26 protein-coding genes are annotated in these 24,908 nt (G+C 66.7%); 11 read left to right on the top strand and 15 right to left on the bottom strand.

The features are described from left to right. The first annotated feature begins 18 nt into the window (after positions 1-18). From FRZ44_RS10760 to FRZ44_RS10745, 4 genes are all read left to right on the top strand, one after another. Positions 19-867, top strand: a complete 849-nt coding sequence (locus tag FRZ44_RS10760; RefSeq protein WP_151177183.1) for a hypothetical protein — start codon at positions 19-21, stop codon at positions 865-867. Positions 868-926: 59 nt separating this feature from the next. Next, the gene (locus tag FRZ44_RS10755; protein WP_151177182.1) at positions 927-1,934 is read left to right on the top strand and encodes an alpha/beta fold hydrolase; all 1,008 of its coding nucleotides are present in this window, start codon (positions 927-929) and stop codon (positions 1,932-1,934) included. Between the two features lie 33 nt (positions 1,935-1,967). After that, positions 1,968-2,825 carry a cupin domain-containing protein gene (locus FRZ44_RS10750; protein ID WP_151177181.1) on the top strand — a complete coding sequence of 286 codons (858 nt, stop codon included), beginning with the start codon at positions 1,968-1,970 and terminating at the stop codon, positions 2,823-2,825. A gap of 254 nt (positions 2,826-3,079) precedes the next feature. After that, positions 3,080-4,000 carry an ROK family protein gene (locus FRZ44_RS10745; protein ID WP_151177180.1) on the top strand — a complete coding sequence of 307 codons (921 nt, stop codon included), beginning with the start codon at positions 3,080-3,082 and terminating at the stop codon, positions 3,998-4,000. Here the strand turns inward: FRZ44_RS10745 and FRZ44_RS10740 are convergent. From FRZ44_RS10740 to FRZ44_RS10700, 9 genes are all read right to left on the bottom strand, one after another. Beyond that, complete coding sequence (locus tag FRZ44_RS10740; protein ID WP_151177179.1) at positions 3,970-4,560, bottom strand: hypothetical protein; 591 nt, start codon at positions 4,558-4,560, stop codon at positions 3,970-3,972. The genes FRZ44_RS10745 and FRZ44_RS10740 overlap by 31 nt on opposite strands. A gap of 95 nt (positions 4,561-4,655) precedes the next feature. Next, the gene (locus tag FRZ44_RS10735) at positions 4,656-5,684 is read right to left on the bottom strand and encodes an ABC transporter substrate-binding protein (RefSeq protein WP_151177178.1); all 1,029 of its coding nucleotides are present in this window, start codon (positions 5,682-5,684) and stop codon (positions 4,656-4,658) included. 72 nt (positions 5,685-5,756) lie between these two features. After that, positions 5,757-7,025 (bottom strand): ABC transporter permease, encoded by a 1,269-nt coding sequence (locus FRZ44_RS10730; RefSeq protein WP_151177177.1) that lies wholly within the window; start codon positions 7,023-7,025, stop codon positions 5,757-5,759. Then, the gene (locus FRZ44_RS10725) at positions 7,018-8,079 is read right to left on the bottom strand and encodes a quaternary amine ABC transporter ATP-binding protein (RefSeq protein WP_151177176.1); all 1,062 of its coding nucleotides are present in this window, start codon (positions 8,077-8,079) and stop codon (positions 7,018-7,020) included. The genes FRZ44_RS10730 and FRZ44_RS10725 overlap by 8 nt, the downstream gene beginning before the upstream one ends. Further along, entirely contained in the window at positions 8,079-8,858 is a 780-nt protein-coding gene (locus FRZ44_RS10720) for an SDR family NAD(P)-dependent oxidoreductase (RefSeq protein WP_151177175.1), read from the bottom strand. The genes FRZ44_RS10725 and FRZ44_RS10720 overlap by 1 nt, the downstream gene beginning before the upstream one ends. 9 nt (positions 8,859-8,867) lie before the next feature. Further along, positions 8,868-9,629 carry a class I fructose-bisphosphate aldolase gene (locus FRZ44_RS10715; protein WP_191908529.1) on the bottom strand — a complete coding sequence of 254 codons (762 nt, stop codon included), beginning with the start codon at positions 9,627-9,629 and terminating at the stop codon, positions 8,868-8,870. Continuing rightward, positions 9,629-10,636, bottom strand: coding sequence for a zinc-dependent alcohol dehydrogenase (locus FRZ44_RS10710; RefSeq protein ID WP_151177173.1), 1,008 nt, complete (start codon positions 10,634-10,636; stop codon positions 9,629-9,631). The genes FRZ44_RS10715 and FRZ44_RS10710 overlap by 1 nt, the downstream gene beginning before the upstream one ends. After that, positions 10,633-12,051 (bottom strand): xylulokinase, encoded by a 1,419-nt coding sequence (locus FRZ44_RS10705; protein WP_151177172.1) that lies wholly within the window; start codon positions 12,049-12,051, stop codon positions 10,633-10,635. Before FRZ44_RS10705 ends, FRZ44_RS10710 begins: the two co-directional genes overlap by 4 nt. After that, positions 12,048-12,806, bottom strand: a complete 759-nt coding sequence (locus FRZ44_RS10700; RefSeq protein ID WP_151177171.1) for a GntR family transcriptional regulator — start codon at positions 12,804-12,806, stop codon at positions 12,048-12,050. Before FRZ44_RS10700 ends, FRZ44_RS10705 begins: the two co-directional genes overlap by 4 nt. A 345-nt stretch (positions 12,807-13,151) precedes the next feature. On the opposite strand from FRZ44_RS10700, the gene FRZ44_RS10695 reads away from it, so the two are divergent. After that, the gene (locus tag FRZ44_RS10695) at positions 13,152-13,472 is read left to right on the top strand and encodes an SH3 domain-containing protein (RefSeq protein WP_191908528.1); all 321 of its coding nucleotides are present in this window, start codon (positions 13,152-13,154) and stop codon (positions 13,470-13,472) included. Between the two features lie 273 nt (positions 13,473-13,745). After that, positions 13,746-14,069 (top strand): SH3 domain-containing protein, encoded by a 324-nt coding sequence (locus FRZ44_RS10690; RefSeq protein WP_151177169.1) that lies wholly within the window; start codon positions 13,746-13,748, stop codon positions 14,067-14,069. Between the two features lie 67 nt (positions 14,070-14,136). Here FRZ44_RS10690 and FRZ44_RS10685 read toward each other — a convergent pair whose 3' ends face one another. From FRZ44_RS10685 to FRZ44_RS10675, 3 genes are all read right to left on the bottom strand, one after another. Beyond that, complete coding sequence (locus tag FRZ44_RS10685; protein ID WP_151177168.1) at positions 14,137-15,390, bottom strand: Coenzyme F420 hydrogenase/dehydrogenase, beta subunit C-terminal domain; 1,254 nt, start codon at positions 15,388-15,390, stop codon at positions 14,137-14,139. 122 nt (positions 15,391-15,512) lie between these two features. Then, positions 15,513-15,989, bottom strand: coding sequence for a PAS domain-containing protein (locus tag FRZ44_RS10680; protein WP_151177167.1), 477 nt, complete (start codon positions 15,987-15,989; stop codon positions 15,513-15,515). Positions 15,990-16,111: 122 nt separating this feature from the next. Beyond that, positions 16,112-16,402, bottom strand: a complete 291-nt coding sequence (locus tag FRZ44_RS10675) for a hypothetical protein (protein WP_151177166.1) — start codon at positions 16,400-16,402, stop codon at positions 16,112-16,114. Between the two features lie 253 nt (positions 16,403-16,655). Between FRZ44_RS10675 and FRZ44_RS10670 the strand changes: the two genes are divergently transcribed. From FRZ44_RS10670 to FRZ44_RS10655, 4 genes are all read left to right on the top strand, one after another. Continuing rightward, a complete protein-coding gene (locus FRZ44_RS10670; protein WP_151177165.1) occupies positions 16,656-17,129 on the top strand; it encodes a (2Fe-2S)-binding protein in 474 nt (157 codons plus the stop codon). A gap of 4 nt (positions 17,130-17,133) precedes the next feature. Beyond that, positions 17,134-19,338 (top strand): xanthine dehydrogenase family protein molybdopterin-binding subunit, encoded by a 2,205-nt coding sequence (locus FRZ44_RS10665; protein ID WP_151177164.1) that lies wholly within the window; start codon positions 17,134-17,136, stop codon positions 19,336-19,338. A gap of 50 nt (positions 19,339-19,388) precedes the next feature. Further along, on the top strand, positions 19,389-19,766 hold the full coding sequence (locus FRZ44_RS10660) for a c-type cytochrome (protein ID WP_151177163.1): 378 nt from the start codon (positions 19,389-19,391) through the stop codon (positions 19,764-19,766). Positions 19,767-19,854: 88 nt separating this feature from the next. After that, positions 19,855-20,583, top strand: coding sequence for a hypothetical protein (locus FRZ44_RS10655; protein WP_151177162.1), 729 nt, complete (start codon positions 19,855-19,857; stop codon positions 20,581-20,583). A gap of 20 nt (positions 20,584-20,603) precedes the next feature. On the opposite strand, the gene FRZ44_RS10650 is transcribed toward FRZ44_RS10655, so the two are convergent. Continuing rightward, positions 20,604-21,977, bottom strand: a complete 1,374-nt coding sequence (locus FRZ44_RS10650; RefSeq protein ID WP_151177161.1) for a sensor histidine kinase — start codon at positions 21,975-21,977, stop codon at positions 20,604-20,606. Then, a complete protein-coding gene (locus FRZ44_RS10645; RefSeq protein ID WP_151177160.1) occupies positions 21,977-22,693 on the bottom strand; it encodes a response regulator in 717 nt (238 codons plus the stop codon). The genes FRZ44_RS10650 and FRZ44_RS10645 overlap by 1 nt, the downstream gene beginning before the upstream one ends. A 193-nt stretch (positions 22,694-22,886) precedes the next feature. Here FRZ44_RS10645 and FRZ44_RS10640 point away from each other — a divergent pair, with 193 nt between their 5' ends. Further along, the gene (locus FRZ44_RS10640; RefSeq protein WP_151177159.1) at positions 22,887-23,765 is read left to right on the top strand and encodes a sterol desaturase family protein; all 879 of its coding nucleotides are present in this window, start codon (positions 22,887-22,889) and stop codon (positions 23,763-23,765) included. Between the two features lie 86 nt (positions 23,766-23,851). On the opposite strand, the gene FRZ44_RS10635 is transcribed toward FRZ44_RS10640, so the two are convergent. Further along, on the bottom strand, positions 23,852-24,838 hold the full coding sequence (locus FRZ44_RS10635; RefSeq protein ID WP_151177158.1) for an MBL fold metallo-hydrolase: 987 nt from the start codon (positions 24,836-24,838) through the stop codon (positions 23,852-23,854). Positions 24,839-24,908: the final 70 nt, after the last annotated feature.

The raw sequence follows: 24,908 nt of genomic DNA, 5'->3' as shown, positions 1-24,908 counted from the left end.
CAGGAAGCGAAAAGCGTCATGACGAGATCGATCGTTGCTGCTTTCGCCCGCCATCTCGGACTGACCGTTGCGGCCGCGATGTTGGTTTGCCTGTTCGTTAAGCACTCGACGGCCTTGGCCACCGATCTCCTGGCGCCGCCCGACGGCTGGCGAGTCTACAAGATTAGCGAATTGAGCGACCCAGATCGTGAATGCGTGGGTCAGGCTTGGGTGAACCGATTTGCCAGGGTGTCAAACGGAGTTCTCAAGCTGAGCAGCGGCCCGGTCGTCATGCCGGGGCCTTTGGACGTTCCCTACGCCGGCGGGCGTCTCGTTGGGCAGGATCTGGGCGAGTGGGGTGGAAGACTCGAGTGGATTGCCCCCGAAGGCTCTATGCGTTCGCCGATCCTCGCAGAGAATACGCAATCGCTCGTTCGCAGTCCCACCGGCAACTTTCTGCTGACGGGTAGCGATGGTTGGGGCGTCGCCGTCGATGGCTGGGGCACTGTTGGCGAGGGGAAGATCTGGCGCCTGAGCGACGAGAGCGTGAGCCCTCCGAACGCAGTGCTTGTTGCAAACCTCGAGGGAGCCCCTCGGGCCTCGTTCCTCTCCCCTGATGGGAGCATCGTGATCGTCACGTCGGCGCAGGTCATCCGCCTTTCCCCGTCGGGTTCCGCGGAAACCATCCTCAGAGTCGATTTCAGAGGATTGTTCCCGAACTCGATCGTCGAAATGGCAGACGGTGTCATCTATATCGGCATGCGCCATTTCCTGGTGCGCCTTGTCCCAACCGGAGGCGGCTATCAGCTCGCCTGGCTGCTTCCGGCCGATTGCCCGCAGTTTCACCCGGCTGACCATGACTGCGTCTGCAGTGCGCCAGCACCCTAGTTTTTCCTGGACCTATTGTGGTATCTAACTGGTATCTAACACGGCAGTGACCCTTCCCCATGACCGCGAATGCTCCCCGAGCGCTTGCCTTCGCCCAGCATCCGTTCGCCCACGGCGTCGCGACGCTGCGCTCGGGCATGGAGATCGCCTGGTCGCGGTCCGGTGACGGTACCGCCACGCCGCTGCTGCTGATCCATGGCATCACCGACAACCGCGCGACCTGGGAGCCCTTCCGCAACGCGCTCCATGAAGTGGCGCCGGAGATCCCCTGGATCAGCATGGATCTTCGCGGCCATGGCGATTCCTCGCTGCCGGTGCTGGCGCCCTCGAACCACATCACTTCGGAGGGCTTCCGGCTCGCCGATTACGCGGCGGATGCGGTGGGGCTGCTCGACGCCCTCGGGATCGGGCGCGCCATCCTGGTCGGCCATTCGCTGGGCGGGCTGATCGGCCAGGAGGTGGCGCTGACCTATCCCGACCGCCTGCGAGGGCTGGCGATGGTCGCGACCACGACCAACTCGCGCGACAACCCGCTCTTCGTCCGCGATGTCATGGGTGAGCTCTTCGGCCGCCGACTGCCCGGCCTGGCCGAGGCCAAGGGCCTCCGTTACCCGCAAGGCCTCGCCGGCTTCACGATGCGCCAGCTCGACTCCTCGATGATGACCTGGCTGCGCGACGTCTGGTGCGTGACGCCCAATGTCGATCCCGCGCTCTGTGCCGCCGCGGTCGAATGGACGGCGGACATCCCGCTCGCCACCTGGTTCGGCGCCTTCACCGGCCTGCTCGAGATGGAGACGTCCGAGCGGCTGATGGATCTGCGCGTACCGAGCCTCGTTGTCTCGGCCGCGCGCGACGAGATCTTCCCGATCGAGCCCGACCAGCGGGTGATGGAGCATGCCATGAGCGAGGCCCATCGCCGCCACGGCACGCCCTGGCGCTGCAACGTCTATCGCGCCGTCGCCAGCAGCGACAATGGCCGCCACGATGTCGGTCATGCCGTGCCCTGGCAGGCCGCCAATGAGCTGGCGGGGGATATCGCGGCCTTCGTCAAATCCCTTCCCACCTGATCGGCCCCGATCCCGATCGCCCGAGAGGACATCATGAGCTATCGCCCTTCGCCCCGGCCGACCTTCGATCGCCCGACCCATATCCGCTACGACCAGGTCACGCGCCATCTCTGGGGCGACGAGCAATCGGCCCAAGTCGACGACTGGATCTATGCCTCGAGCGACAAGATCCATCAGCTCGTGTTCGGCCTGCCGTCGGGCGGCGCCTTCCGCCATTCCGAGGAGTACCGGACCGTCTTCGGCGCCGACGAGGTGCTCTATGTGCTGCAGGGGATATTCGGCTGTGCCAATCCCGAGACCGGCGAGGTCCAGGTCGCGCAGAAAGGCGAGGCCGTGTTCTTCCGCAAGGACACCTGGCATCACGGCTTCAGCCTCGGCACCGAGCCCCTGCGCGTGCTGGAGTTCTATGCGCCGCCGCCCTCCAAGGGCACCTCGGGCGCCTATGCCCGCACCAAGCCCTACCTGACGGAGTCACGTTATGAGCGGCCCGAGGTGTTCGGCCACTTTCCCATGGAAGCGGCGGCCTTGCGCAAAAGCGAAGGCATGACGGTCCTGCGCGACAGCGATCTCCATTGGCGCCTCCAGGGCAAGACGCAAGGCGCGCTCGTCGGGCTCTATGCCGCGACCGACCAGCTGACGGTCGGGCGCATGCGCCTCCTGCCCGGGCAGAAATCCGATCTCGAAATTCATGGCGGCGACGAAGGGCTCTATGTCCTCTCGGGCGAGCTCAATCTCCTGACGCCCGAAGCCGAGGGTCAGCGCTGGTTCGAGCTGCACCCCAAGGACGGCTTCTTCGTGCCGGAGGGCGTCGGTCACCAGTATCACAACATGGGATCCGAACCGGCCGAGTTCCTGTTCGGCATCGCGCCGCATTATCAGAAGAGCGCGTGAACTTAAAAAAACCTCACGCCCCCTCCCCTTGCGGGAGGGGGTAGGGGGAGGGGTGACATGGGCGCGCTGACGGCCACACTTACGATTGATCAACGCCCTGAAAGCAGCAGGCTGGGGTTAAGCTACGGACGGGCGAACACGCGTAGCCCAGGCTCGACACTTTTTACCACGACCTCGTGCGGCATCACCCCTCCCCCTACTCCCTCCCGCAACGGGAGGGGGCGTGATTCTTCTTTTATCCGCAAGCCGTCGCAATGACAGACCCCGCGACCGTGATCGGCGTCGATATCGGCGGCACCAAGACCGCCATCGGCGCGGTGCGGCTGCCGGGCGGCGAGCTGCTCGAGAAAATCCTGCTGCCAACGCCTACCGCTGCCGCGAGCGGCGCGGCCTTCCTCGACGATCTGGTCCGGCAGGTTGGCGCCTTCATCGAACATCGGGCCGACAATCCCCGCGCGATCGGCATCTCGATCTGCGAACTGGTCGATCTCCAGGGCCGGGTCCGCAGCGGCCATCGCGTCCGCTGGGAAGGGCTCGATCCCCTCACCCGCTTCGCCGAGATCCTGCCGACCGTCCTGGAATCCGATGTGCGGGCCGCAGCATTGGCAGAAGCGCGTTTGGGCGCCGGCAAGCGCTACCAGCAATTTTTCTATCTCAATCTCGGGACTGGCATCAGCTCGGCCCTCGTGCTCGATCGCGAACCCCATGCCGGCCATCGCGGCAATGCGCTTGCCATCGCCAGCAGCCCGATCTCGCTGCGCGCGCCGAGCGGCGAGATCGTCACCCAGGTTCTCGAGGATGTCGCCGGCGGCGAAGGCCTGGCGAAACTCGCCGCGAAGGCCGGCCTGTCTGCGCGCTCGGCCAAGGAACTGATCGCGCTCGCCCAGACAAGTGCCGGACCGGCACGCGAACTGATCCTCGACGCCGCGCGCGCCATCGGCGTGGCCCTCGGCCAGGCCGTCAACATCCTGGATCCGGAAGCCGTCATCGTCGGTGGCGGGCTGGCGCGATCCGAAGGCCTGTTCTGGGAGGCGATCCTGCGGGAGACCCGCGCCCATATCTGGAGCCCCGAGACCCGGCCGCTGCCGATCCTCAAGGGCGCCATGACCGGCGATGCGGCGCTGATCGGCGCGGGCCTCCGCGCCTATGCGATGTCTTCGCCAAAATTGCGATAGAGCCCGACATCGACCAGCCTGGCCGGGCCGCCCTTGTGCCGCCGCCGCAGGAAGGGCTCCGCCTCGACATAGGTCTGGAAGGTCCAGACCGCCATGCCGCCGGGATCGGGCCCCGTCAGTCCGACGCGGCGGATGACATGCCCGAGCCGGCCGGCGTCCTTCGACTTGGCGCGCTCGCGAAACCAGCCGGCCAGCTCGGCATCGCTCGCCTCGTCGGCAGCGAAAAACTCCACGAGATGAAGCCCGCCCGGCAGGCGGCCTTCGCCGATGATCTCGTCATAGAGGCCGCAGCGATAGAAGCTCATGGCCCGCGGCACGGGCGAGGTCTGGGCATAGCGTCGGCCCTCGGGCGTGCGGAAGTAATCCTCCCACCCATCCATCCGGGCCATCGATTTGATACGCCACCAGCACATGTAATGCGGCTCGGGCCCGATCTTCATGGTCCGGCCGATATTCAGCACCCGATCGTCCTCGTCCGAGACCCAGTCCTGATGACCGAGATGGCGAAAGATCTCGAGCGCGATGGAGCGGTCGCGGGCGATATATTCGGCATAGATCATGGGCGCGCCTCGAAAGCCGACACGGCGTTAAGAAAAGGGGAGGGTGCGGTCGCCCGCCCCTCCCCTCATGTCATCCAAGTTTCAAGAGACTGGCCTTACATCACGCCGGCCAGCCACTGCTTCTCGACGATGTCCTTGTTCTTGGCGATCCAATCCTTCGCCACCTGCTCCACCGGAGTCTGATCGACTTCCATCGCCAGGATCCACTGATTGACGACATTGGCGTCGAGCGCCACCTGCTTCAGGAACTGCCCGATCTTGGGGTCGCGCTTGTTGAGGGCGCTCGAATAGGCGATGTTCACGCGGGTCGGCGGCTGGCCGCATTTGATGTTGCTGGCTTCGAGCCAATCGTTGCGCTGCGCCGGCTGATAGAAGGTGTAGCAACCGTTCGGATTATAGCGGTCTGTGCCCTTCGCATCCTCGGTGGTGTAGCCGTCGAAGGGCGGCTGCTGCAGCTCGACGATCTTGTAGGCCGCGAAGATCCATTCCGGCGTCCAGTAATAGAAGACGATCGGCTTCTGCTTCTCCTCGGCGTCCTTGAGCTGCGCCAGGAACACGGCCTGGTCGACGGTGGTCAGTTCCATCGTCTTGTCGAAGCCATAGGACTTGGCGCGGACCTGCGTGTGGTTGGTCGATTCCCAGCCCACGGCACCCGCCCAGATCTCGCCCTTGCCGTTGCCGTCGCTGTCGAACAGCTTGGCGACGTCCGGTTTCGCCAGATCGGCCAGGTCCTTCACGCCGTATTTCTCCTGCACATAGGCGGGGATGAAGATGCCCTCGGTGCCGAGATAGGGCTTGGCATTCAGCAGGATCGACTGGTGGCCGCCCGGCAGCACGTAGTTCTTCATCTGCTCGGGCAGGTGGTCGGTCCACATGTCGGCCACGATGTCGACCGACCCGTCGCCCTTGTCGAGCGCCTCGTAGAGCGCTTCCTGCGCGGCCGCGATGGTCTCGACATCGGCGTCGAGATACTGGGTCATGATCTGCTTCAGGACTTCTTCGATCGCCGTCGATCCCGGCCAGTCCAGCTGGCCGATGACCACCTTGGTCTTGGCCTCGGCCGTGCCGGCGAGCGCCAGGACGGCGATCGCGGCAGTGGCCAGCATTGTCAGACGTCTCAACATAGCTCCTCTCCTGGGTTTGCTTCCTCACTGTCTCCCCGGGCTTCTTTTCGAGAGAGGGCCCGGTGGAGGGTTCTACTTCCGTCGCCGCTCTCTGCCTTCGCGCCTGACCATGCGGTCGAGCGCCATGGCGCAGACCACGATGGCGATACCGGCCAGCATTCCCTGGCCGGTCTTCAGATGCTGCAGCGAGTGGATCACTTCGAGCCCGAGCCCGCCCGCGCCGATCATGGCGGCGACGACGACCATGGACAGGCTCATCATGATGGTCTGGTTGATGCCGAGCCGGATCGACGGGATCGCCAGCGGCAGCTCGACCTTGAGCAGCAGCTGCGCCGGCGTGGCGCCGAAGGCGTCGGCCGCCTCGCGCACATGGGCCGGCACTTGGCGGATGCCCAGCGTCGTCAGCCGCACGATCGAGGGCAGCGCGAAGATCACCGTGGCGATGACGCCGGGCGGCTTGCCGATCGAGAAGAAGGCCACGGCCGGGATCAGGTAAACGAAGGTCGGGAGGGTCTGCATGATATCGAGCAGGGGCTCGATGATCGTGTTGGCGCGCCGGTTCTTGGCGCAGAGGATGCCGATCGGGATGCCGATGACGACGCAGATGATGACCGAGGTCGCGACCAGCGCCATAGTCGACATGCTCTTTTCCCAGAAATTGAACATGCCGAGATAGAGCAGGCTCAAGCCCACGAAGACGACCGCGCGCAGGCCCGAGAGATACCAGGCAGCCAGCATCGCCGTCATCGCCACCACCGGCCAAGGCGTCAGCACGAAAGCGGTCTCGATCGCGTTCAAGGTGGCGCGCAGGCCCGCGGTGAAGGCGTCGAAGAAATCGACCCAGCTCCGCTTCATCCAGTCGACCGTGACGTCGAAGAGATAGGCGGTGCCGCTGTCGAGCCCGTCGAAGGTCGGGAAATTGACCAGCAGGCTCCAGGGCTGCGGGGCGGTAAAGCGATAGACGATCAGCGGATAGGCGAAGAGCAGGATGGCGATGCCGATGAGCAGCGCCTGGTGCGGCGTGAGCCGGCTGTCGGCCACGCGCTCCGCGGTCGAGGAGCCATAGGCGCCGACCAGCCCCAGGGCAATGCGGACCAGGATGATGAGGACGAGGCCGCGGCCCGGCATCGGCACGACATCCTCGATCGGCGGGGTGAAGCCCTGGACCAGTAACACCAGCCCGGTGACCTCGCCGATGGCGGCCATGGCGAACACGAACCAGCGGCTGCGCTGCGCCGCCCAGAGGGGCCCCAGCAGGAAGGCCCGGGCGCCCGCCATCAAGGTCGAGGGCTCCGCGGATCCGGCGAACCGGCTCGCCTCGGCCGAGGGGTTCTCAAGCATGATGCTGCCTCCGTGCCAATGTCTTCAGGACCGCGGCCCGGTCCACCAATCCCACCGCGCGCGCCGTGCCGTCGGCGATCACCACCTTGTCCCCCTGCACGGCCAGCAACTCCGCCAGCAAGGCGAGATCGCTGTCGAGCTGGGCCTTGGGCCAGTTCGCCGCCTCGGCCGGCAGAGCCTGACCGTTCAGCGGCGTCATGATGTCGGAAGCCCGAAGGACCTTGGCGGGTGAAAGGCCGCTCAGGAACTCGGCCACGTAATCGTCGGCGGGATTGCGCAGGATCTCGACCGGCGTGCCGATCTGGACGATGCGGCCGTCGCGCATGATCGCGACCCGCGAGCCGACCCGGAAGGCCTCTTCCAGGTCATGGGTGATGAAGACCGTTGTCTTGCGCACCGCGCGCGACAGCTCGAGGAACTGATCCTGCAACTGGCGGCGGATCAGGGGATCGAGCGCGCCGAAGGGCTCGTCCATCAGCAGGATCTCGGGGTCGCCCGCGAGCGCGCGGGCGAGGCCCACGCGCTGCTGCATGCCGCCGGACAATTCGTCGGGCCAGCGATGGGCCCAGCCGGTGAGCTGGACCGTCTCCAGCACCTCCTCGGCGCGGGCCATGCGCTGGGCGCGCGGCATCTTGCGCAGCTCCAGCCCGAAGGCGACGTTCTCGATCACGGTGCGGTGCGGCAGCAGCGCGAAATTCTGGAACACCATGCCGATCTTCTCGGCCCGCAGGCGGCGCAGGGTCGCCGGATCCTTCTTGGCAATATCCTCGCCGTCGATCAGCACCTGACCCACGGTCGGCTGGATCAGCCCGTTGATATGGCGCACCAGGGTCGATTTGCCGCTGCCGGAGAGCCCCATGATGCAGAAGATCTCGCCGCGGCGGACATCGAAGGTGGCGTCGGCGACGCCGACCACGCAGTCGAACCGGGACAGCAGTTCGGCCTTGCGGAGCTGCTCCTTCTGCATGGCGGCCAGGGCCTCCTCGACCCGGGCGCCGAAGAGCTTCCAGACACCGCGGCAGGCGACGATGGGACTTTCCTCGCGCTCGGCCATCACCAGACGCTCCCCAGCGAGACCGTCATCGCCTCGCCATTGACGCCGCTGGCGGCATCCGAGGCGAGAAACCCGATCACCTCCGCGATCTCCTCAGGTGCCAGCACGCGCTTGGCCGGATAGGCGTCGGCGCGTTCCTTCCAGACCTGGGCCGCCGTCAGGCCGCGCTTGGCCGCTTCTTTCTCGGCGTCGCGATCGGCCATCTCGGTCTTGACCCAGCCCGGCAGCACCGCATTGCAGGTGCAGTTATACGGGGCGACGTCATGCGCCACCGACCGCATCAGCCCGATCAGCCCATGCTTGGAGGCGCAATAGGCCGACATCGCCGGCGCCCCCACCTCGCCGGCCGTCGAGCTCACCATCACGATGCGGCCCCAGCGCCGGTCGCGCATGTCGCGGCTGGCGAGGCGCGTGAGCTCGAAGGGCGCGTCGAGATTGACCGCCATGGTGGCGCGCCATTCCGCGGACGACTGGTCGAAGATCGGACCATCCTCATGCCCACCCCGCCCCGCATTGTTGACCAGGATCGCGATCGGCCCCAGCTTGCGCGCCGTGGCCACGACGGCCTCGCAGGCCGCGGCATTGTCGAGGGAGATGGCAAAGATCTCGGCACCGGTCTCCTTCGACAGGGCGCGCAGCTTCACCTCGTCGCGCGCCACCGCCAGGACGCGGGCACCGCGCCGGCAGAGGAGCGCCGCGGTCGCCCGACCGATGCCGCTGCTGGCACCGGTCACGATCGCGACCCGACCCTGAAGTTCTTGTGCGCCGCTGGCCGCCATCTCCGGACCCTACCCTCGCTTCGTTCTCGGATGGATGATATCGCGGAGCGCGCTCACCACGGCGCCCGGATCCGGCGCGCCCCAGGCATTGCGCCCGAAGGCGACACCGGCCGCCCCCTGCCCGATCGCCGTCGCGACATCCTTCATGAGCTGTTGGCGGTCCTTGGCAAAGGCGCCGCCCGCCAGGATGACCGGCACGCCGCAGGCCTTCACGGCTTCCGCGATCGCGGTCGACGGCACCGGCATGGTGGTCTTGATCGCATGCCCGCCGAGCTCGGCGCCGGTGCGGCAGGCGGCGATGATCGCCTCGGGTGCCGCGGGGTCGGGATAGGTCTTGCTCTCGACCGGCATGATCTCGCAGAGATAGCTCATCCCCGCCTTGTCGCAGCGCGCGGCCAATATCGCCGCCTGGCGCAGCGCCTCGAGCTCGAAGGGCGCGCCCAGCTGGATATAGGTCAGCGTGGTCTTCACGCCGAGGCGCTGCGCATCCTCGATCGTGTAGGCCATCACATATTCCGTGAGCGCGTAGTTGGTGCCCATGGTCAGCGTCGTGATGTCCATCTTGAGAATCGGCGCCGCGCGGCCGAAGCGCTGGCGGAAGTCGCGGATCGTGCCATAGCTCGCGATGATGCCGTCCGCACCCGCTTCCGCGACCTGGTCGATGATCTGCCCGCGATCCTCGAGGCCGGGACAGGGCCAGGAATAGAGCGTGTGGTCGATGGCGATGATGACGCTCTTGCCGTCGGCGGCGAGGAAATCGGGCGAATGCATCAATGGGACTCCGGAACGAACATGGATTTGAGGCCGGCGAAGCTCTGCCGGCGGACGATCGCGGCCTCGACATCGGCGAAGCCGCAGCGCGAGGTGATGAGGCTCTGGAACGGCAGCTTCGGATCGCTCAGCAATTCGAGCGCCTGGTCGTAGCGGTTGCGGCACTGATTGGGCGGCGTACCGACCCATTCGCTGCCGACGATCGCGATCTCGCGGTAATGCAGATCGTTGACATTGATCTTGGCCTCCGGCCGGTTGCCGAAGCCGGCGAAGAGCACCACGCGCCCGCCCGGACGGCAGGCCTGGACGCAAGGCATCACCATGTCGGGATCGCCGATGGTGAGGATCACGGCATCGGCGCCCTTATGCTCGCCAGCCCAGGCTTTCGCCGCCTCCTGCCAGCCCTCGGCCGGCACCACCTGCTCGGCGCCGAACTCCTGCGCCAGCCTGCGCCGCACCTCGAGCGGCTCGACCACCATCACACGGACGCCGATGCGCGCGGCCTCGGCCACCATCTTCAGGCCCATGACCCCGGCCGCGATGACGATGGCGTAATCGCCCGCTTTGAGCCGGGCCTGGTCATGGACCGCATGCAGGCAATCGGCCAGCGGCTCGATCAGGATGGCGCGCTCGAGCGGCAGATCGTCGGGCAGGCGCAAGGGTCCCCGCGACCAGGCGATCGGATCGACCGGGATCAGCGCATAGTCGGCATAGCCGCCATAGACATCGCCATAGAGCCGGTCGCCGACCTTCCAGCCCGACACGCCCTCGCCGACGGCGGCGACGCGCCCCAGCCATTCATGGCCCGGATTGAACGGATATTCGCCGTCATTGACGCCGATCTCATATTTGCGCGAATCCGTGGCGCAGACGCCGCAGGCCTCGACCTTGACCAAAAGCTGGCCCGCCGGCGTCGCCGGCACGGGGATCTCCTCCACCCGCATGTCGCGGATGCCGTGGAGCCGGGCCACGCGCATGGTTCGCTGCGGCGATGAGGTCGCGTTCATTCTGTCTCCTTCTGAATTTTCCGTGGCGGCTGCACCGAGGCAGCCAGGTCGTGCATCACGGGTGCGAGACGCGGATAGAGCTCGCGATAGATCTCGAACAGTTCCTCATAGCGCCGGCTGTTCTCAGGCCGGGGCCGGACGATGCGATCGAGCCCCGGCTCCAGCCGGTGGCCGACGGCCCGCGCCGCCAGCCAGGCCGGCGCGCAGGCTTCGCCCGCATGGGCGACGATCTCGAGCGGCGTCGCCGTGGCATCGGCGATCGCCTGCACCAGCCCGGCATTGCGAGCGCCGCCGCCATTGACGCGAAAGCCGGGAAGCGAGCCCGACAGCGTTGTCAGCCGCCGCGTCAGGTCCATCGCCGACAGCGCCACCGCATCGATTGCGGCGCGCGCGAGATGGCTGGCATCGTTGGCCAGCGAGAGTCCGAGAATGACGCCGCGCGCATCGGGATCCCAGACCGGCGTCCGCTCCCCCGCCAGATAAGGCAGCATGACCAGATCGCCAGCGCCGGGCGGCAGGGCCTCGGCGGCGGCAAAGGCCGCGGGCCCGTAGAGTTGCTGCGCCCAATCGATCAGGCTGCCGCAGGCGGAGGTCCAGCCGCCGAGGAAACCGCCTTTGCCGACATGGCGGGTCAGCCGCATCCCTTCGCCGCAGCGATCGTTCTCGACCACGCGGCCCATCACCAGGGTCGAGCCCAGCAGCATGCAGGCCTCGCCAGGCTCGGTGACGCCGCTGCCGGCGATATCGACGAAGCTGTCATAGGTGCCGACCGTGACGGGGATCCCGGCTGGAAGACCGAGCCTCTCGGCGGCACCGGGCGTGAGACCACCAGCGATCGCATCGGCGGGCCGGGTCGGCGGCGACGGCAAAGGCGACGGCAGGCCGGGTGCCGCATGATCGTCCAGCGTGATCGGATCGATCACGAGCGCGTCCGTCAGGTCGCTCACCAGATAGCCCGCGGCATCGACGCAGCAGGCAGCCTTGGCGAAACGTTCCGGTTCCCGCTCGCGAATCCAATAGAGCCGCGGGATCACGTGATCCGGCCCCAGGGTCTCGTCGCTCAAGCCATGGGCATCGCGGAGCGCCAGCCGCGTCGGCTCCGCGCGACCGTCGATCGAGAACAGGGGCGACGGTCCGAGCGGCCGGCGATCGCGATCGAGCAGCACGGGGCAAGGGCCCAGAGCGCCGATGCCGATGGCCTCGATCCGGGGGTGCCCCGCCTCCTGGATCGCCTGGCGGCAGGCCTCGACCACCTGAAGGCTCCAGTCGAGCGGTTCGCGTTCGAACTCGAAGCGCCGGTTCGCCCCGGCACGGCGCGCGCTGCGGCCCTGGCCGAGCGGGCGACCCGTGGCGTTCACCACCGAGGCGCGCGCGCCGGAGATGCCAAGATCGATGCCGAGATAGCAGCCGGTCATGCGTCTCGACGCGAGCGATAGAGCGTGGTGCGGAACCGATAGCGGTCGCCGCGGAAGAGACTGTGGCTGAGCTCGATCGGTCGGCCGCCGCGATCGTGGGTGATGGCGCTCGCCACCAGCAGCGGCCAGCCCGTCTCCACGCCGAGGAGCGGCGCCTGCTCGGCGCTGGTCGCGACCGCCTGCAAGGTGTATTCGGCGAAGGCCGGCGCGCAACCCGCCTCGCGCAGCGCGTCATAGAGCGACGAGCCGGTGAAATCGAGTTTCGGCAGGCCCGGCGCATAGCGCAGCGGAATCCGGCTATGCTCGATCGCGACCGGGATGCCGTCGAGCTTGCGCACGCGCTTCAGCTCGAAGAGATCGCTGCCGGGCGCGATGTGCAGATCGTCGGCTTCGTCGATCTCGGCGGCCCTTGTCCTCGCCACCAGCACCACCGAGCGCGGATCGAGCCCCCGGCCGCGCGCCATCTCGCTGAAGCCCATCAGCTCGTTGGGCTCCCCGAAGCTGGGCGCGTTGACGAACCAGCCGCGTGCGCCGTCGGAATCGATCATTCCCCGGTCGCGCAATTCCGCCAGCGCGCGGCGGATCGTGACGCGGCTGACATCGAAGCGCTTGCACAGCTCGCGCTCGCCGAGAAGCTGGGCGCCCGGCTTGAGCTCGCCGGCACCGATCTGTCCCGCCAAGGTCTCCGCCACCGTCATGTAACGGGGCAGGACTTGGGCGAGCGTACCGGTGGTCGCGAGTTGCGGCTTGGCCATGGCTTCCAGGCTGGATAATACCAGTGCAATACCAGAAGAATGCCAGATAACTTCCGCCCTGGCGAGAGCCTCGAGACGGATTTCCACAGGCTTTCCTGGGCGCGCCGGCGGACCAGGTTCAACCGCCCCGGCCTTTCAAGATTACGCGTTCGTCACTACGCGCCCGAGGGTCGATGCGCGCAGCATGACCCGGTGTTCACAAGGTCCGAATCGCGGAGGTCGCCGACGGCATCGGCACGGCATCGACAATCGGGCGGTTGAAGCCGCCCGCGCCGACGCGTCCCCGCTTTGTCCGACCCCCTGGCACGCTCAATGTTTTTTGAAACCCGATTGAAAGGAACCCGAATGCGTCCCCTCTCCCCGGTTGCGATCGCCGCTTTTGTCGGCCTTCTCGCCACCAGCCCCCTCGCCCAGGCGAGCCCCCTGGCGACCCCGGTGCTGCCGGCCCAGCAGGGCTACATCACCGTGGCCGATGTTACGATGACGGTCTCGAATTCGGCGGGTTATGCCAATCTCCGCAAGGAGCCGACCAGCCACAGCGCGTTGATCGAGAAACTGCCTGCCGGCACCAAGGTGACCATCCTCGGCAAGGCCGCGGGCGGCAAGTGGTACCATGTGAAGGTCGGCGACAAGGAAGGCTATATCGCCCGCAATCTCTTGAAGTAGCGCAGCATTGATGGCGGCCTGCGCCTCTCACCCCGAGACTGCGCAGGCGCCATCATCTCCCCGCCCGCCGCTCCCCGGCAAATCTGGGAGTCGACGGCTCGCAATCCGGCGCTATGATCGGGCGCGGACTATTGTCTTAGGTTCGCGAAAAGGCCCGATCTCCCCCGTGCTCGCCGTCGGTTCCCTTCGGCAGCTTCGACTCTGCCCGCAGCTGGATCTGCGCGCGCTCGGCGGATTGGTGGGGATGACGTCAATTCCAAAAGGGGAACCACCATGTCTGCCCGTCTTGCCGTTTCCACGGCCCTCGTTCTGGGCCTGCTCGCCGCCGGCCCAGCGCTGGCGAGCCCGCTGTCAGTTCCGGCGGCACCGCCGGTCCAACCCTCGATCGTCACGGTCGCCGACGGCACCATGACCGTCGCCAGCGGCGGCGGCGACGTCAATCTGCGCCTCGAGCCCAGCACCCGCAGCCAGGTGCTCGCCAAGCTGCCGCGCGGCACCAAGGTCACCGTCCTCAACATGGTCGATGGCGGCAAGTGGGTGCATGTCAGCGTCGATGGCCGGGAAGGCTATATCGCCCGCTATCTGCTGAAGAACTGAGACGACGGATTCGGCAACGACCGGAATGCGGACGGCCGCATTCCGGTTCTCCTCTTTCCCGCCGGCCTTACTGCAGCGGCTCGCGATTGGCGCCGGCGCGTGCCCGGGTGAATGCACCCCAGAAGGCCTGCCAGTTCGCGGCGAGCCCCGCGCGCCAGGCGGTCGTCCAGGCGCGATAGCGGCGCGCCCGCAGGCGCGGCTGGCCCGACAGCATCAATCCCAGATTGCGCGCCGGATGGCCGAGCTTGCGCGGCAGATGATCGCTATGCATCGCATGGAGCGTCGGCCGGTCGAAAGGCTCGGCAATCAGCGCGCCCTCCCTCACGGCCCGTTCCACCAGGCCCTGCCCCGCGGCGGTGCGCGCGATCGCGATGTTGACGCCGGGCGCCTCCTTGTGGATCGGCTTGCCGTCCACCATCACCCAGCCATCGGGACAGGCGACATCGGCCAGCTCGCCGATCGCGTCGGGACAGATCTTGCAGCGGAACTGGATGTCGTAGCTCCAGAGTGCGTCGGAATTGTACCAGACCTCGTCATAGCTGAGGTCGAGGCTGCGCCCGTCCCTGGTCTCGATATGGGTCGGCCCCGGCCAGCCATTGCCCCGCCAGCGAAAAACCGACAGCTCCTCGGGCTTCACGCCCTTGTAGGCCGCGATCTTGTGGGCGGTGCGGATCGTCGGCACGCCGCCGCAGAAGATCGACAGGCAAAAGGGGATCTGTTTTTCCACCCGCGCATCCACCTTCGCGAGATTGCGGATCGCCGCGATGTCGCAAGGCTTGGCCATCACCGCGAAACGCAAGCCGCGATCGAGCAGATGGTTCACATGGACCAGCGGTGCCGCCGGGCCGTAACGCGACTGCGCGCCCGCGATCACCTCGTCGGCGGTGTAGCTGATCTGGGCGTCGGTCATGGCCGGCGCCTCGGCCGAGGCCTTCACATGCAGGACCGCATCGACCTCGCCGCTCTCGAGCAGATAGCAGCCGAGCGCGGTCAGCGATCCGCCGGCCGCGGCCCAATGACGGATATCCGGCCGCCCGGCCCAGACGCGATGGAGCGACAGGATCGGCCCCCAGATCGGATCAAGCGTCCCCGGCTCGCCGGCCCTGGGCCCTTCCGGCCCGGTGATATGCAGGCCCGGACAGACCTGCAACACCCGGTCGAGCAGCGCCGGATCCAACGCCGCCTTGACCTGCGGGCGGACCTGGCTGAAGGAGGTCAGGCGCATTTCGACCTTGTCGCGCCCGGCCATGCTCTCGCAGATGCCGCAGCCCGCGCAGAGACCGTGTTCGACGACGCCGTTCAGATCCTTGACGCGCGACATGGCCGGTATTGCTTCTCCGCTTCAGGCCGGTGAGCGATTCGATCGGGCCCGCAAGGTCGCAAATCCGGCGGGACCTTGCCACAGGCAATCGCGGGCGCGGAAACCAGCGGAGGGAAACGGAATCAGCCGAGGTCGGGGAAATCCTCGACCGCCGCGCATTTGTCCACCCGGACCCCGTCGCTCGACAGCGGCCAGATGGCGCCTTCCAGCCGCAGGAGATTCCCGGTCTGCTGCGAGGGATTGGAGGCGCGCATATAGAGCGGCTGCCGGTCGAAGCAGACACGCTCATACATCATCTGGATCCGCTGCTTCTCGTCGGCTGGCGTGTTCTTGAGATCGTCGAGATAGCGACCGGTCAATTCCTCGTCGAGCAGCGAGACGCGGGTGCCGCAGAGCCGGAAGCGGACGCGGAAAGGTTGCGCTTCGATGTCGGCGAGGATGAAGAGCGGAAGGATGTCCAGGATCTCGGAAGGGTCGATGTCCTGGCGCCGGGGTAATGCATCCCCGCGCCATTTGCTGCGCCAATAGACATCGAACCGCTTCACCGGCCCGGACTTGAGATCGCACAAAGCGACTTCACAGGCGGATTCTCGAGTCATGAAAATCGGACGCACTCCTTATGCGTGCAGTGTAGCGCGAAATCCTTTCGAAGAAAATGCAATGGCGCAACACCGCCATATCCGGATAGGTAGCGCGGCGCGTCAGTTCATTGGTCGATGGATCAAGGAACGGCGCGCCTGCCGGCCGCCGCGGCACCGCTGGGATGGCGGTACTGCCTATCGACATCGGTGATCAGGAGCGAGCGGTCTGCCGGGATCTGAAACGGCTGTAACGCGCCGTTGCCGTCCTGGAACACACGGCGGAAGGTCAACCCCGCGGTCGTACCGCCGCATCCCGTATAGGCGCTGGCCGATTGCAGCACGACCAGATCGGCTGCGGACTGGCGGACATGTGTGCTCGGCGCACAAGCGGCCAAACCGCAGCCGAGGACAATACCGATGATGATTCGCATCGCCCCCCGCTCCCAAGACCATCGAAACCCGGTTCCGGCTTCGACGCAAGATCCGCCGACGCCGGGCATGCGCCTTCACGACAGCGCAGGAATGTTCAATAACCCGCTCGGGAGCGCCGTTTAACGTTTTGGGCACCTTCGCGCGAGGCGGAGCGGCAGGCCCTCGATCATGGGGATTCGCATGGGGCCAGGCTTGCACGGGCCGCGTCGTCCAACAGGCTCGTGACACCCAACCGACAGCCAGGAGCTCGCCATGGCCTTCAGCATCAATGTCAATGGTCAAGACCACACGGTCGATGTGGATGACGACACGCCGCTGCTATGGGTGCTGCGCGACGTGCTGGGCATGACCGGCACGAAGTTCGGTTGCGGCATGGCGCTTTGCGGCGCCTGCACCGTCCAGATCGACGGCACCGCGACGCGCTCCTGCATCACCACCATCGACAGCATCGGCGCGTCGAAGATCGTGACGATCGAGGCCATCGGCGAAACGCCCGCGGGCAAGAAGATCCAGCAGGCCTGGCTCGACCGCGAGGTGGTCCAATGCGGCTATTGCCAATCCGGACAGATCATGTCGGCCACGGCCCTGCTGGCCGGCAATCCCAACCCCAGCGACGCGGATATCGACGATGCGATGTCGGGGAACATCTGCCGCTGCGGGACCTATGTCCGCATCCGCGAGGCCATCAAACAGGCTGCCTCCGGCAGCACAACGCAGGGGGGCTGATCCCATGCTGCTCGATCGTCTCGCCAACTCCCTCCTCGACCGGGCCGCCGCATCAATCGATGCGACCGGCCTCTCCCGCCGGACCTTTTTGACCGCGAGCGCCGCGGCCGGCGGCGGCCTGCTGCTGAGCATCGGCCTGCCGCGCGCGATCCTCCCGGCCGAGGCGGCAGAGGCCGGTTCCTTCGCTCCCAACGCCTTCATCCGCATCGGCAGAGACGACAAGATCACGCTGGTCATGCCCTATGCCGAGATGGGCCAGGGCACCGACACCAGCATCGCCATGCTCATCGCCGAGGAACTCGAGGTGGGCCTGGATCAGGTCCAGATCGAGCATGCGACCGGCGACGACAAGCTTTACACCAACCCGCTGATCGGCGAGCAGGTGACGGGCGGCTCGACCGCCGTCCGCGCCTCCTGGGATCCGATGCGGCAAGCGGGTGCGGCGGCACGCATGATGTTGATCGCGGCCGCGGCCCAGGCCTGGCAGGTCGAGGCCACGGATTGCCATGCCGAGAAAGGCACCGTCTTCCATGCTGCCAGCAATCGCCGCGCACCCTATGGCGATCTCGCGGACAAGGCGGCGGGATTACCGGTCCCCGGCAAGGTCGCGTTGAAGGATCCGAAGGATTTCACCCTGGTCGGTACGCCGGCAAAGCGCACCGATTCCCCGGGCAAGGTCAACGGCACGGCCATGTACGGCCTCGATGTCAGGCCACCCGGATTGAAGGTGGCGACCGTCGCCGCTTGTCCCGTCATCGGCGGCAAGCTGGGCTCGGTCGACGACAGCCAGGCCAAGGTGGTCAAGGGCGTCCGGCAGATCGTCCGCCTCGATGACGCGGTCGCCGTGGTGGCCGACCATATGGGTGCCGCCAAGAAGGGCCTCGCCGCCCTGCAGATCACCTGGGACGAAGGCGCCAATGCTCATGTTTCGACGGCCGACATCGTCGCCCAGCTCGAAGCGGCGGCGGCGAAGCCCGGTGCGGTGGCGCGGCAGGAAGGCGACGTCGACGCCGCGCTCAAAACCGCCGCCTCGAAGTTCGAAGCCGACTACCATCTGCCCCTGCTGGCCCACGCCACCATGGAGCCGCTGAACTGCACCGTCCATGTGCAGAAGGACAGTTGCGATGTCTGGGTCGGCAACCAGGTACAGAACCGCGCCCGCGCCGCGGCGGCCCGGATCACCGGCCTGCCTTTCGAGAAGGTCCAGTATCACAGTTATTTCCTGGGCGGCGGATTCGGCCGTCGCCTCGAGATCGACTATGTCGAGCAGGCGGTGCGCATCGCACAGCAGGTCGATGGCCCGGTGAAGGTGATCTGGACCCGCGAGGAGGACATCCAGCACGACGTCTATCGCGGCCATAATTTCAGCCGCTTCGCGGCCGGCCTCGACGCCAATGGCATGCCGGTCAGCTTCGAGCATCGCGTCGTCGGGCCCGCGGTGATGGCGCGCTTCCTTCCGGTCCTCTTCAAGGACGGCGTCGATCTCGATATCGTCGACAATGCCGCTGGTCCCTATGGCTATCCCAATCTGCGGATCGATTATGTCCGCCAGGAGATGCCCACCGGCCTGGCGACCGGCAATTGGCGCGGCGTCGGCGTCACGCGCAACACGGCTGTCGTCGAGGGCTTCATCGACGAGTTGGCGCACAACGCCGGCAAGGACCCGGTCGAATATCGACGCGCCCTCCTCGACAAGGACCCCCGCGCCAGGGCGGTCCTCGATCTCGCCGCGCAAAAGTCCAGCTGGGGCCAGCCGATGCCGGCCGGTAGCGGCCGCGGGATTTCGCTCCTGCTCGGCTTCGGCACCTATATGGCGCAGGTCGCCGAGGTCGCCGTCGACAAAAACGGCCAGGTCGCGGTGAAGCGCGTGGTCTGCGCCTATGATTGCGGCATGATCGTCAATCCCGACACCATCAAGGCGCAGATCGAGGGTGGCATCATGTATGGCCTCTCGGCCGCGCTTTATGGCGAGATCACGCTCAAGGATGGCCGTGTCGAGCAGAGCAATTTCGACAGCTACCAGGTGCTTCGCATCAACGAGGCGCCGGCGATCGAGGTCTATCGCGTCGAGAACAGCGAGGCGCCGGGCGGCATGGGCGAGCCAGCGACCTCCGGCATCGCCCCCGCCGTCGTCAACGCCGTCTTCGCCGCGACGGGCAAGCGCCTGCGCAAACTGCCGATCGATGCGAGCCAGCTCAAATCGGCCTGAACCAATCCGACATCGACCGCCCTATCGTGAACCCATCTCCAGAGGTCCTCATGCGTCGTATTCCCCTCTCGTTGCTTCTCGCTTCCTCCCTGATGCTGGGCGCGGCCGGTTCGGCGAGGGCCGACGGCGACGCCGCCCATGGCAAGACGCTGTTCAGCCGCTGCTCGACCTGTCACACCGTCACGAACCAGAACAAGGTCGGCCCCACCCTTGCCGGCGTCGTCGGCCGCAAGGCCGGCACCGTCGAGGGTGCGCGCTATTCGAAAGCCCTGCCGGCTTCGGGGATCGTCTGGGACGATCAGAACCTCGACAGCTTCCTCACCGATCCCGCCAAGCTGGTGCCGGGCACGACGATGATGGTCAAGCTGCCCAATGCCCAGGATCGCGCGGACATCATCGCCTACCTGAAGACGATTCCGGCTCCTTAAGGCACAGCTTCGCCACTTGGCGCCGGTGACGGCGCCAGGACCGAAATCCTCCCCTCTATCAATTCGGGCCTGATCTTCCCTGGGGGCCGTGGCCACTTTGTGGCGTCGCGGCATTCTGCCGTTCCGCACCGATCGTCGAGTTTACAGGGCGGCGGCGTCAGGCCAAAGTTGGCTCGACGTCCAATGTCGTTCCTGTCCTGCCGAAGGAGACATCCCCATGACGAACAGCGCCCGTTCGATCCGCTCCGGAACTTTGGCCTCGGTGCTCCTCGCTGCTGCCCTCGTGGCGGCCCCCGTCGGTTTCGGAACCGATGGACACTGGGTCGATGGCGCCGCCGCTTACGCAAAGAATGGGGGTGGCGGCGGTGGCAACGGAAATGGCAACGGGAACGGCGGTGGCAATGGCAAGGGCAATGGCGCCGGGAACGCAAACGGAGCGAGCAAGAACGCCAATGCCGGCAAAGGGCTGTCGAGCGCGAGCGATGATGAATCCGCGCCGGGCAATCATGGCGCCCTTGCCAGCAGCCTCGGCGCCTTGAATGCGGCCAACGCCTCGACGAAGGCGCTCGACAAGGCGAACCCGAACTCGCGCGTCGGAAGGATCGCGACTTACGGAAAGGTCGTCGCCGCCGAGGACACCCTGGCCGATCCCAACGCCTCGGCGGAGGACAAGGCCGCCGCGCAATCCTTGCTCGATGGGCTCGGCCTGGCCGGAATGACGGCCGAGGATGCCGAACGGGCTTCGCTTGAAGATGCAGCCAACAAGACGGTGACCGACAAGGTCATGGACGCCGTCAACGACATGCTGGGGCTCTGAGGTCGTCGGCCGCGGAGGGCTCAGGATCGAGAGTCCGGCGGCATGGCAGCGCCGTCGTCGGGGCTTTCCCGATGCCGGAACAGCGGTAGCCTCACCGTAAATCTTGCCCCGCCCGCGGGGGCGTCGCCGGTCGCGACGCTGCCGCCCTGGGCCTCGACCAGGTTGCGCACGATCGCGAGGCCGAGGCCGGCGCCGCCCGTGCGCCGGTTGCGCGAAGTCTCGAGGCGGACGAAGGGCTCGAACAGCTCCTCGCGCAGCTCGGCGGGGATGCCGGGGCCCTCATCATCGATCGTCAGGAGGACCGCCTCCGGATCGGTTTCCAGAGATAAATGCGCGGCCTGGCCGTATTTCACGGCATTGTCGATCAGGTTCGAGACGATACGGCGAAGCGCCAGCCGGTCGCCGAGGATCGCGGCATCGGCCGCAGGCGCTCCCATGCGGAGATCGACCGGCGCGCCGGCGGCCTTGCGATCCTCGACCTCGGCCTCGACGATCCGGCCGAAATCCACAAGCTCCTCCGAGAGCTCCCCGGCTCCCGCGCGGCTCGAGAGCAGCGCGTCGTCCAGGAGGCGGACGATGTCGTCGATGTCCCCGATCGCGCGCTCGCGCTCGGTCCCTTCCGGGATGTGATCGACCCGAAGCCGCAGCCGGGTCGCGAAAGTCCGCACGTCATGCGAGATGCCGCCCAGCATCGCCATGCGCGCGCGAAGCAGCCGGGAGAGGCGCTCCTGAAGCCGGTTGAAGGCCGCGATGAGGGTCTGAATCTCCGGCGCGCTGGTGCGTGCCTGAGGAAGAAGGCTGGGCTCGCCCGCGAGATCCATCCGGTCGACCGCCGCCGACAGCCGGGCCAGCGGCCGGGTCTCGCGATGCATCACGATCAACGCCGCGAGGGCGATCAGTGTGCCAATGAGGCCGGCGCCGAAGCCGACCGGCAGCCCGAAAACCGTGAGGGGCAAGGGACTCTTCGTGTCGAGAACGAGAGTCTCGCCATCCTTCAGCACAACCCTGAATTCGAGCCCGCGGGTCGCGAGCCCGGAGGAGCCTGTCACGGGGCGTGTCGTGATGACGAAGGCGCGATCGCCCAGGGCCGCGGCGTAACTGTCGTGCAATGCCGCCACGACGGGACGGGCTTCGGGCGACGGAAGATTGGCGGTGTCAGCCGACCGGACGTTCAGGATGCTCGACGAGACGGCCTCATAGAAAAGCGGTCTTTGATCCGGCGGCGTCTGCTCGGCCAGCTCGACCAGGGCCGCGATCTGGTGCGGCAAGGGCCGGGCATTTTCTCCGGCGCCCGCCTGCGACCGATAATAAAGCGCGAGAGCCCCGATCCAGGCGACCAGCAGCATGACCAGCACGATCAGGGTGATGCGCGTGGCCAGGCTGAGCCGCAGCATCACGGCACTCGCTTGACGTCGGCCGTGAAGAGATAACCGCCATTGCGCACCGTGCTGATCGGATTGGAGCCCGGGCTCGCCGCCTCGAGCTTCTTGCGCAGGCGCGAGACCAGCATGTCGATGGTGCGGTCGAGCGGATCGGCCGTGCGCCCGCGCGTCCAGTCCAGGATCTGGTCGCGCGTCAGCACCCGGCGCGGCCGCTGCACGAAGCAGGCGAGCAGGTCGAACTCGGCGCTGGTGAGAGCCGGGCCACTGCCGCGCTCATCGACAAGCTGGCGCGCATCGAGGTCGATCGTGAAGCGGTCGAAGGCGAAGCGCCGCGACGCCGGGGCCAGCGGCTGGGCGTTGACGCGGCGCAACAGCGCGCGGACACGGGCCAGCAGCTCACGCGAGCCGAAGGGTTTCACGAGATAGTCGTCGGCGCCCATTTCGAGCCCTACCACCCGATCGATTTCCTCGCTCTTGGCGGTCAGCATCAGGATCGGGAGCTGACTCTGCGCCCGGAGGCGCCGGCAGATGGAGAGGCCGTCCTCGCCGGGCAGCATGATATCGAGAATGATCAGATCGGGATGCGCGCGGGCCAGGGCCGCATCCATGGCGGCCCCGTCCTCCGCCGTCTCGACGCCGAAGCCTTCCCGGCGCATCACATCCGCCACCAGCCGGAGGATGTCAGGATCATCTTCCACGATGAGAATGGTGGCCGGGCTCGCGCTCATGGCCGCATTTCTCGCCCATTCCCGGCCGTCCCGCAAGGCGGGCGGGGCCTGTTACACACCGTTACCTGCCCGTGACCAAACCAGACAAAACGATAATGGCCGGTCAAACGGCGCTGACATTCCGCGCGCAATCTCCTCGCCATGGCCTCAACCCCCATCGGGTGGCCAGAACCGCAACAGAGGAGATCGGACGATGTCCGCTCACACCACCGTCTTCACCGACCCATCCACGCATCTGATGGTCCTGGGGATCGCCGCCGCTTTCATCGGCCTCGAGCTCCTGATGAGCCGCCTGGCCCAACGCGACCGGGACACCCACGACCTCGGCGAGAGCGCCGCCACCCTGGGCGTCGCCATCGGCCACAGCCTCCTTCGCGCGGCCGGAGCCGGCCTGCTCGCGATCCCCTTCGCCTTCGCTTATCACTACCGCCTGTTCGACTTCTCCGCGACGACGCCGCTGGCGCTGGGCGCCCTCTTCCTCGCGACCGAGTTCGTCTATTATTGGCATCACCGCGCCGCGCACCGCGTCCGCTGGATGTGGGCGACCCATTCGGTCCATCATTCGCCGACGAAGTTCAACCTCACGGCGGCGCTGCGCCTCGGCTGGACCGCGGGCCTCTCCGGCGATTTCCTGTTCTTTCTGCCGCTCGCCCTGCTGGGCTTCCACCCGGTCGCCATCATCGGCATGCTGAGCGCCAACCTGCTTTATCAGTTCTTCATCCATACCCAGATCGCGCCCAAGGTCGGGCCCCTGGAATGGATCCTCAACACGCCCGCGCATCACAGCGTTCATCACGCCTCGAATGCGGCCTGCCTGGACAAGAACTATGGCGGCGTGCTGATCCTGTTCGATCGCCTGTTCGGCACCTTTGCCGAGGCGCCGAAGGACGAGCCGCTCCGCTTCGGCCTCGTCGGCGGCGCCCGGACGCTCAATCCCTTCCGCATCGCGTTCGGCGAATGGATCGCGCTCGTCCGGGACTTCCGCCGGGTCGATACGCTCGAGATGAAGTGGCTGGCACTGTTCGGCCCGCCAGGTGCCGTGAAGTCCGTGCCCGAAACGACCACCGCGTGAGGCTTGGTCGTTACTCAACCTCTGGCGCGGCATTCGACCAGGGCGGCCGCTCTCAACCCGGGAGCGGCCGCCGCCTCGTTTCGATCTCAATGCACCTGCCGGTTCTGGGTGTAGTTGATCGGAATGAAGACATAGCCCTTGCCGTCGGCGCGGACATGGCCGAAGGCCGGATAGGGCAGATGGGCGCCCGCGATCCAATAGCCGTTCTTGGCGGCATCGGCGAGGACCTGCTGGCGCGTCGCCACCGCCTGCTTCGGGTCGCTGTCCCATTGGATCGCCACGCCGGGATCGGCGAACTGCACGGCGGCGGCATGGATCAGGTCGCCCCAGAGCAGCAGCTTCTGCCCGTCGCTTTCGATCTGATACATCGTGTGGCCGGGAGAATGGCCCGGCGCGTCCACGGCCTTGACGCCGGGGAAAAGCTGCGTGTCGCCGGTGAAGGGCTTCATCCGGTTGGCCGCGAGATAGAGGCCCATGGTCTGCCGGGCGGTCTTGAAATTCCCCTGCTGGCTCTCGGGCGCGCCGGCTTCCTTGGATTCATTGAGCCAGTAGCTGACTTCCTTCTGGTTCACATAGAGCGTCGCGTTGGGGAAGGCCATCTTCCCGTTCAGCGACAGCCCGCCGACATGGTCGCCATGGAGATGGGTGAGCAGGATCGTGTCGACCTCCTCCGGTCGGTAGCCGGCGGCACGCAGATTGTCGAGCAGATGGCCCAGGGTCGGCCCGTAGAGAGCCCCCGCCCCCGTATCGACCAGAATCAGCTTGGTAGCGGTGTTGATCAGGAATGCGTTGACCGAGGTCTCGGCCGGCAGCCTGAGATAGGCGTTCTTGAACGCCGCCTCCACTTCGCCCGGCTTGGCATTCAGCAGGAGCTGATCCATCGGGAAATCGATGGTGCCGTCATTGAGCGCGGTGATCTCGAAGCTGCCGAGCATCAGGCGGTAGAAGCCCGGCGCCTGCGTGCGCACCTGCGGCGCCGCGGCGAAGCTGTCGGCCTGCGCCAACAGACCGAACGCGACGAAGGCGATCGCGGCAGCCAAGACCTTGCGGAGGGAGCCGGAGTGACGGGTCATGATGGGGTTCCTGACAATGGATGATCTGACGGACGTCCGGGCAAGGCGGCGGCGGGACCTTGAGCGCGGT

It is taken from the genome of Hypericibacter terrae (genome assembly GCF_008728855.1).
GTDB classification, from domain to species: domain Bacteria; phylum Pseudomonadota; class Alphaproteobacteria; order Dongiales; family Dongiaceae; genus Hypericibacter; species Hypericibacter terrae.
Note: the sequence above shows the minus strand (reverse complement) of the source record. Positions and strands in the feature narration are given on the sequence as shown.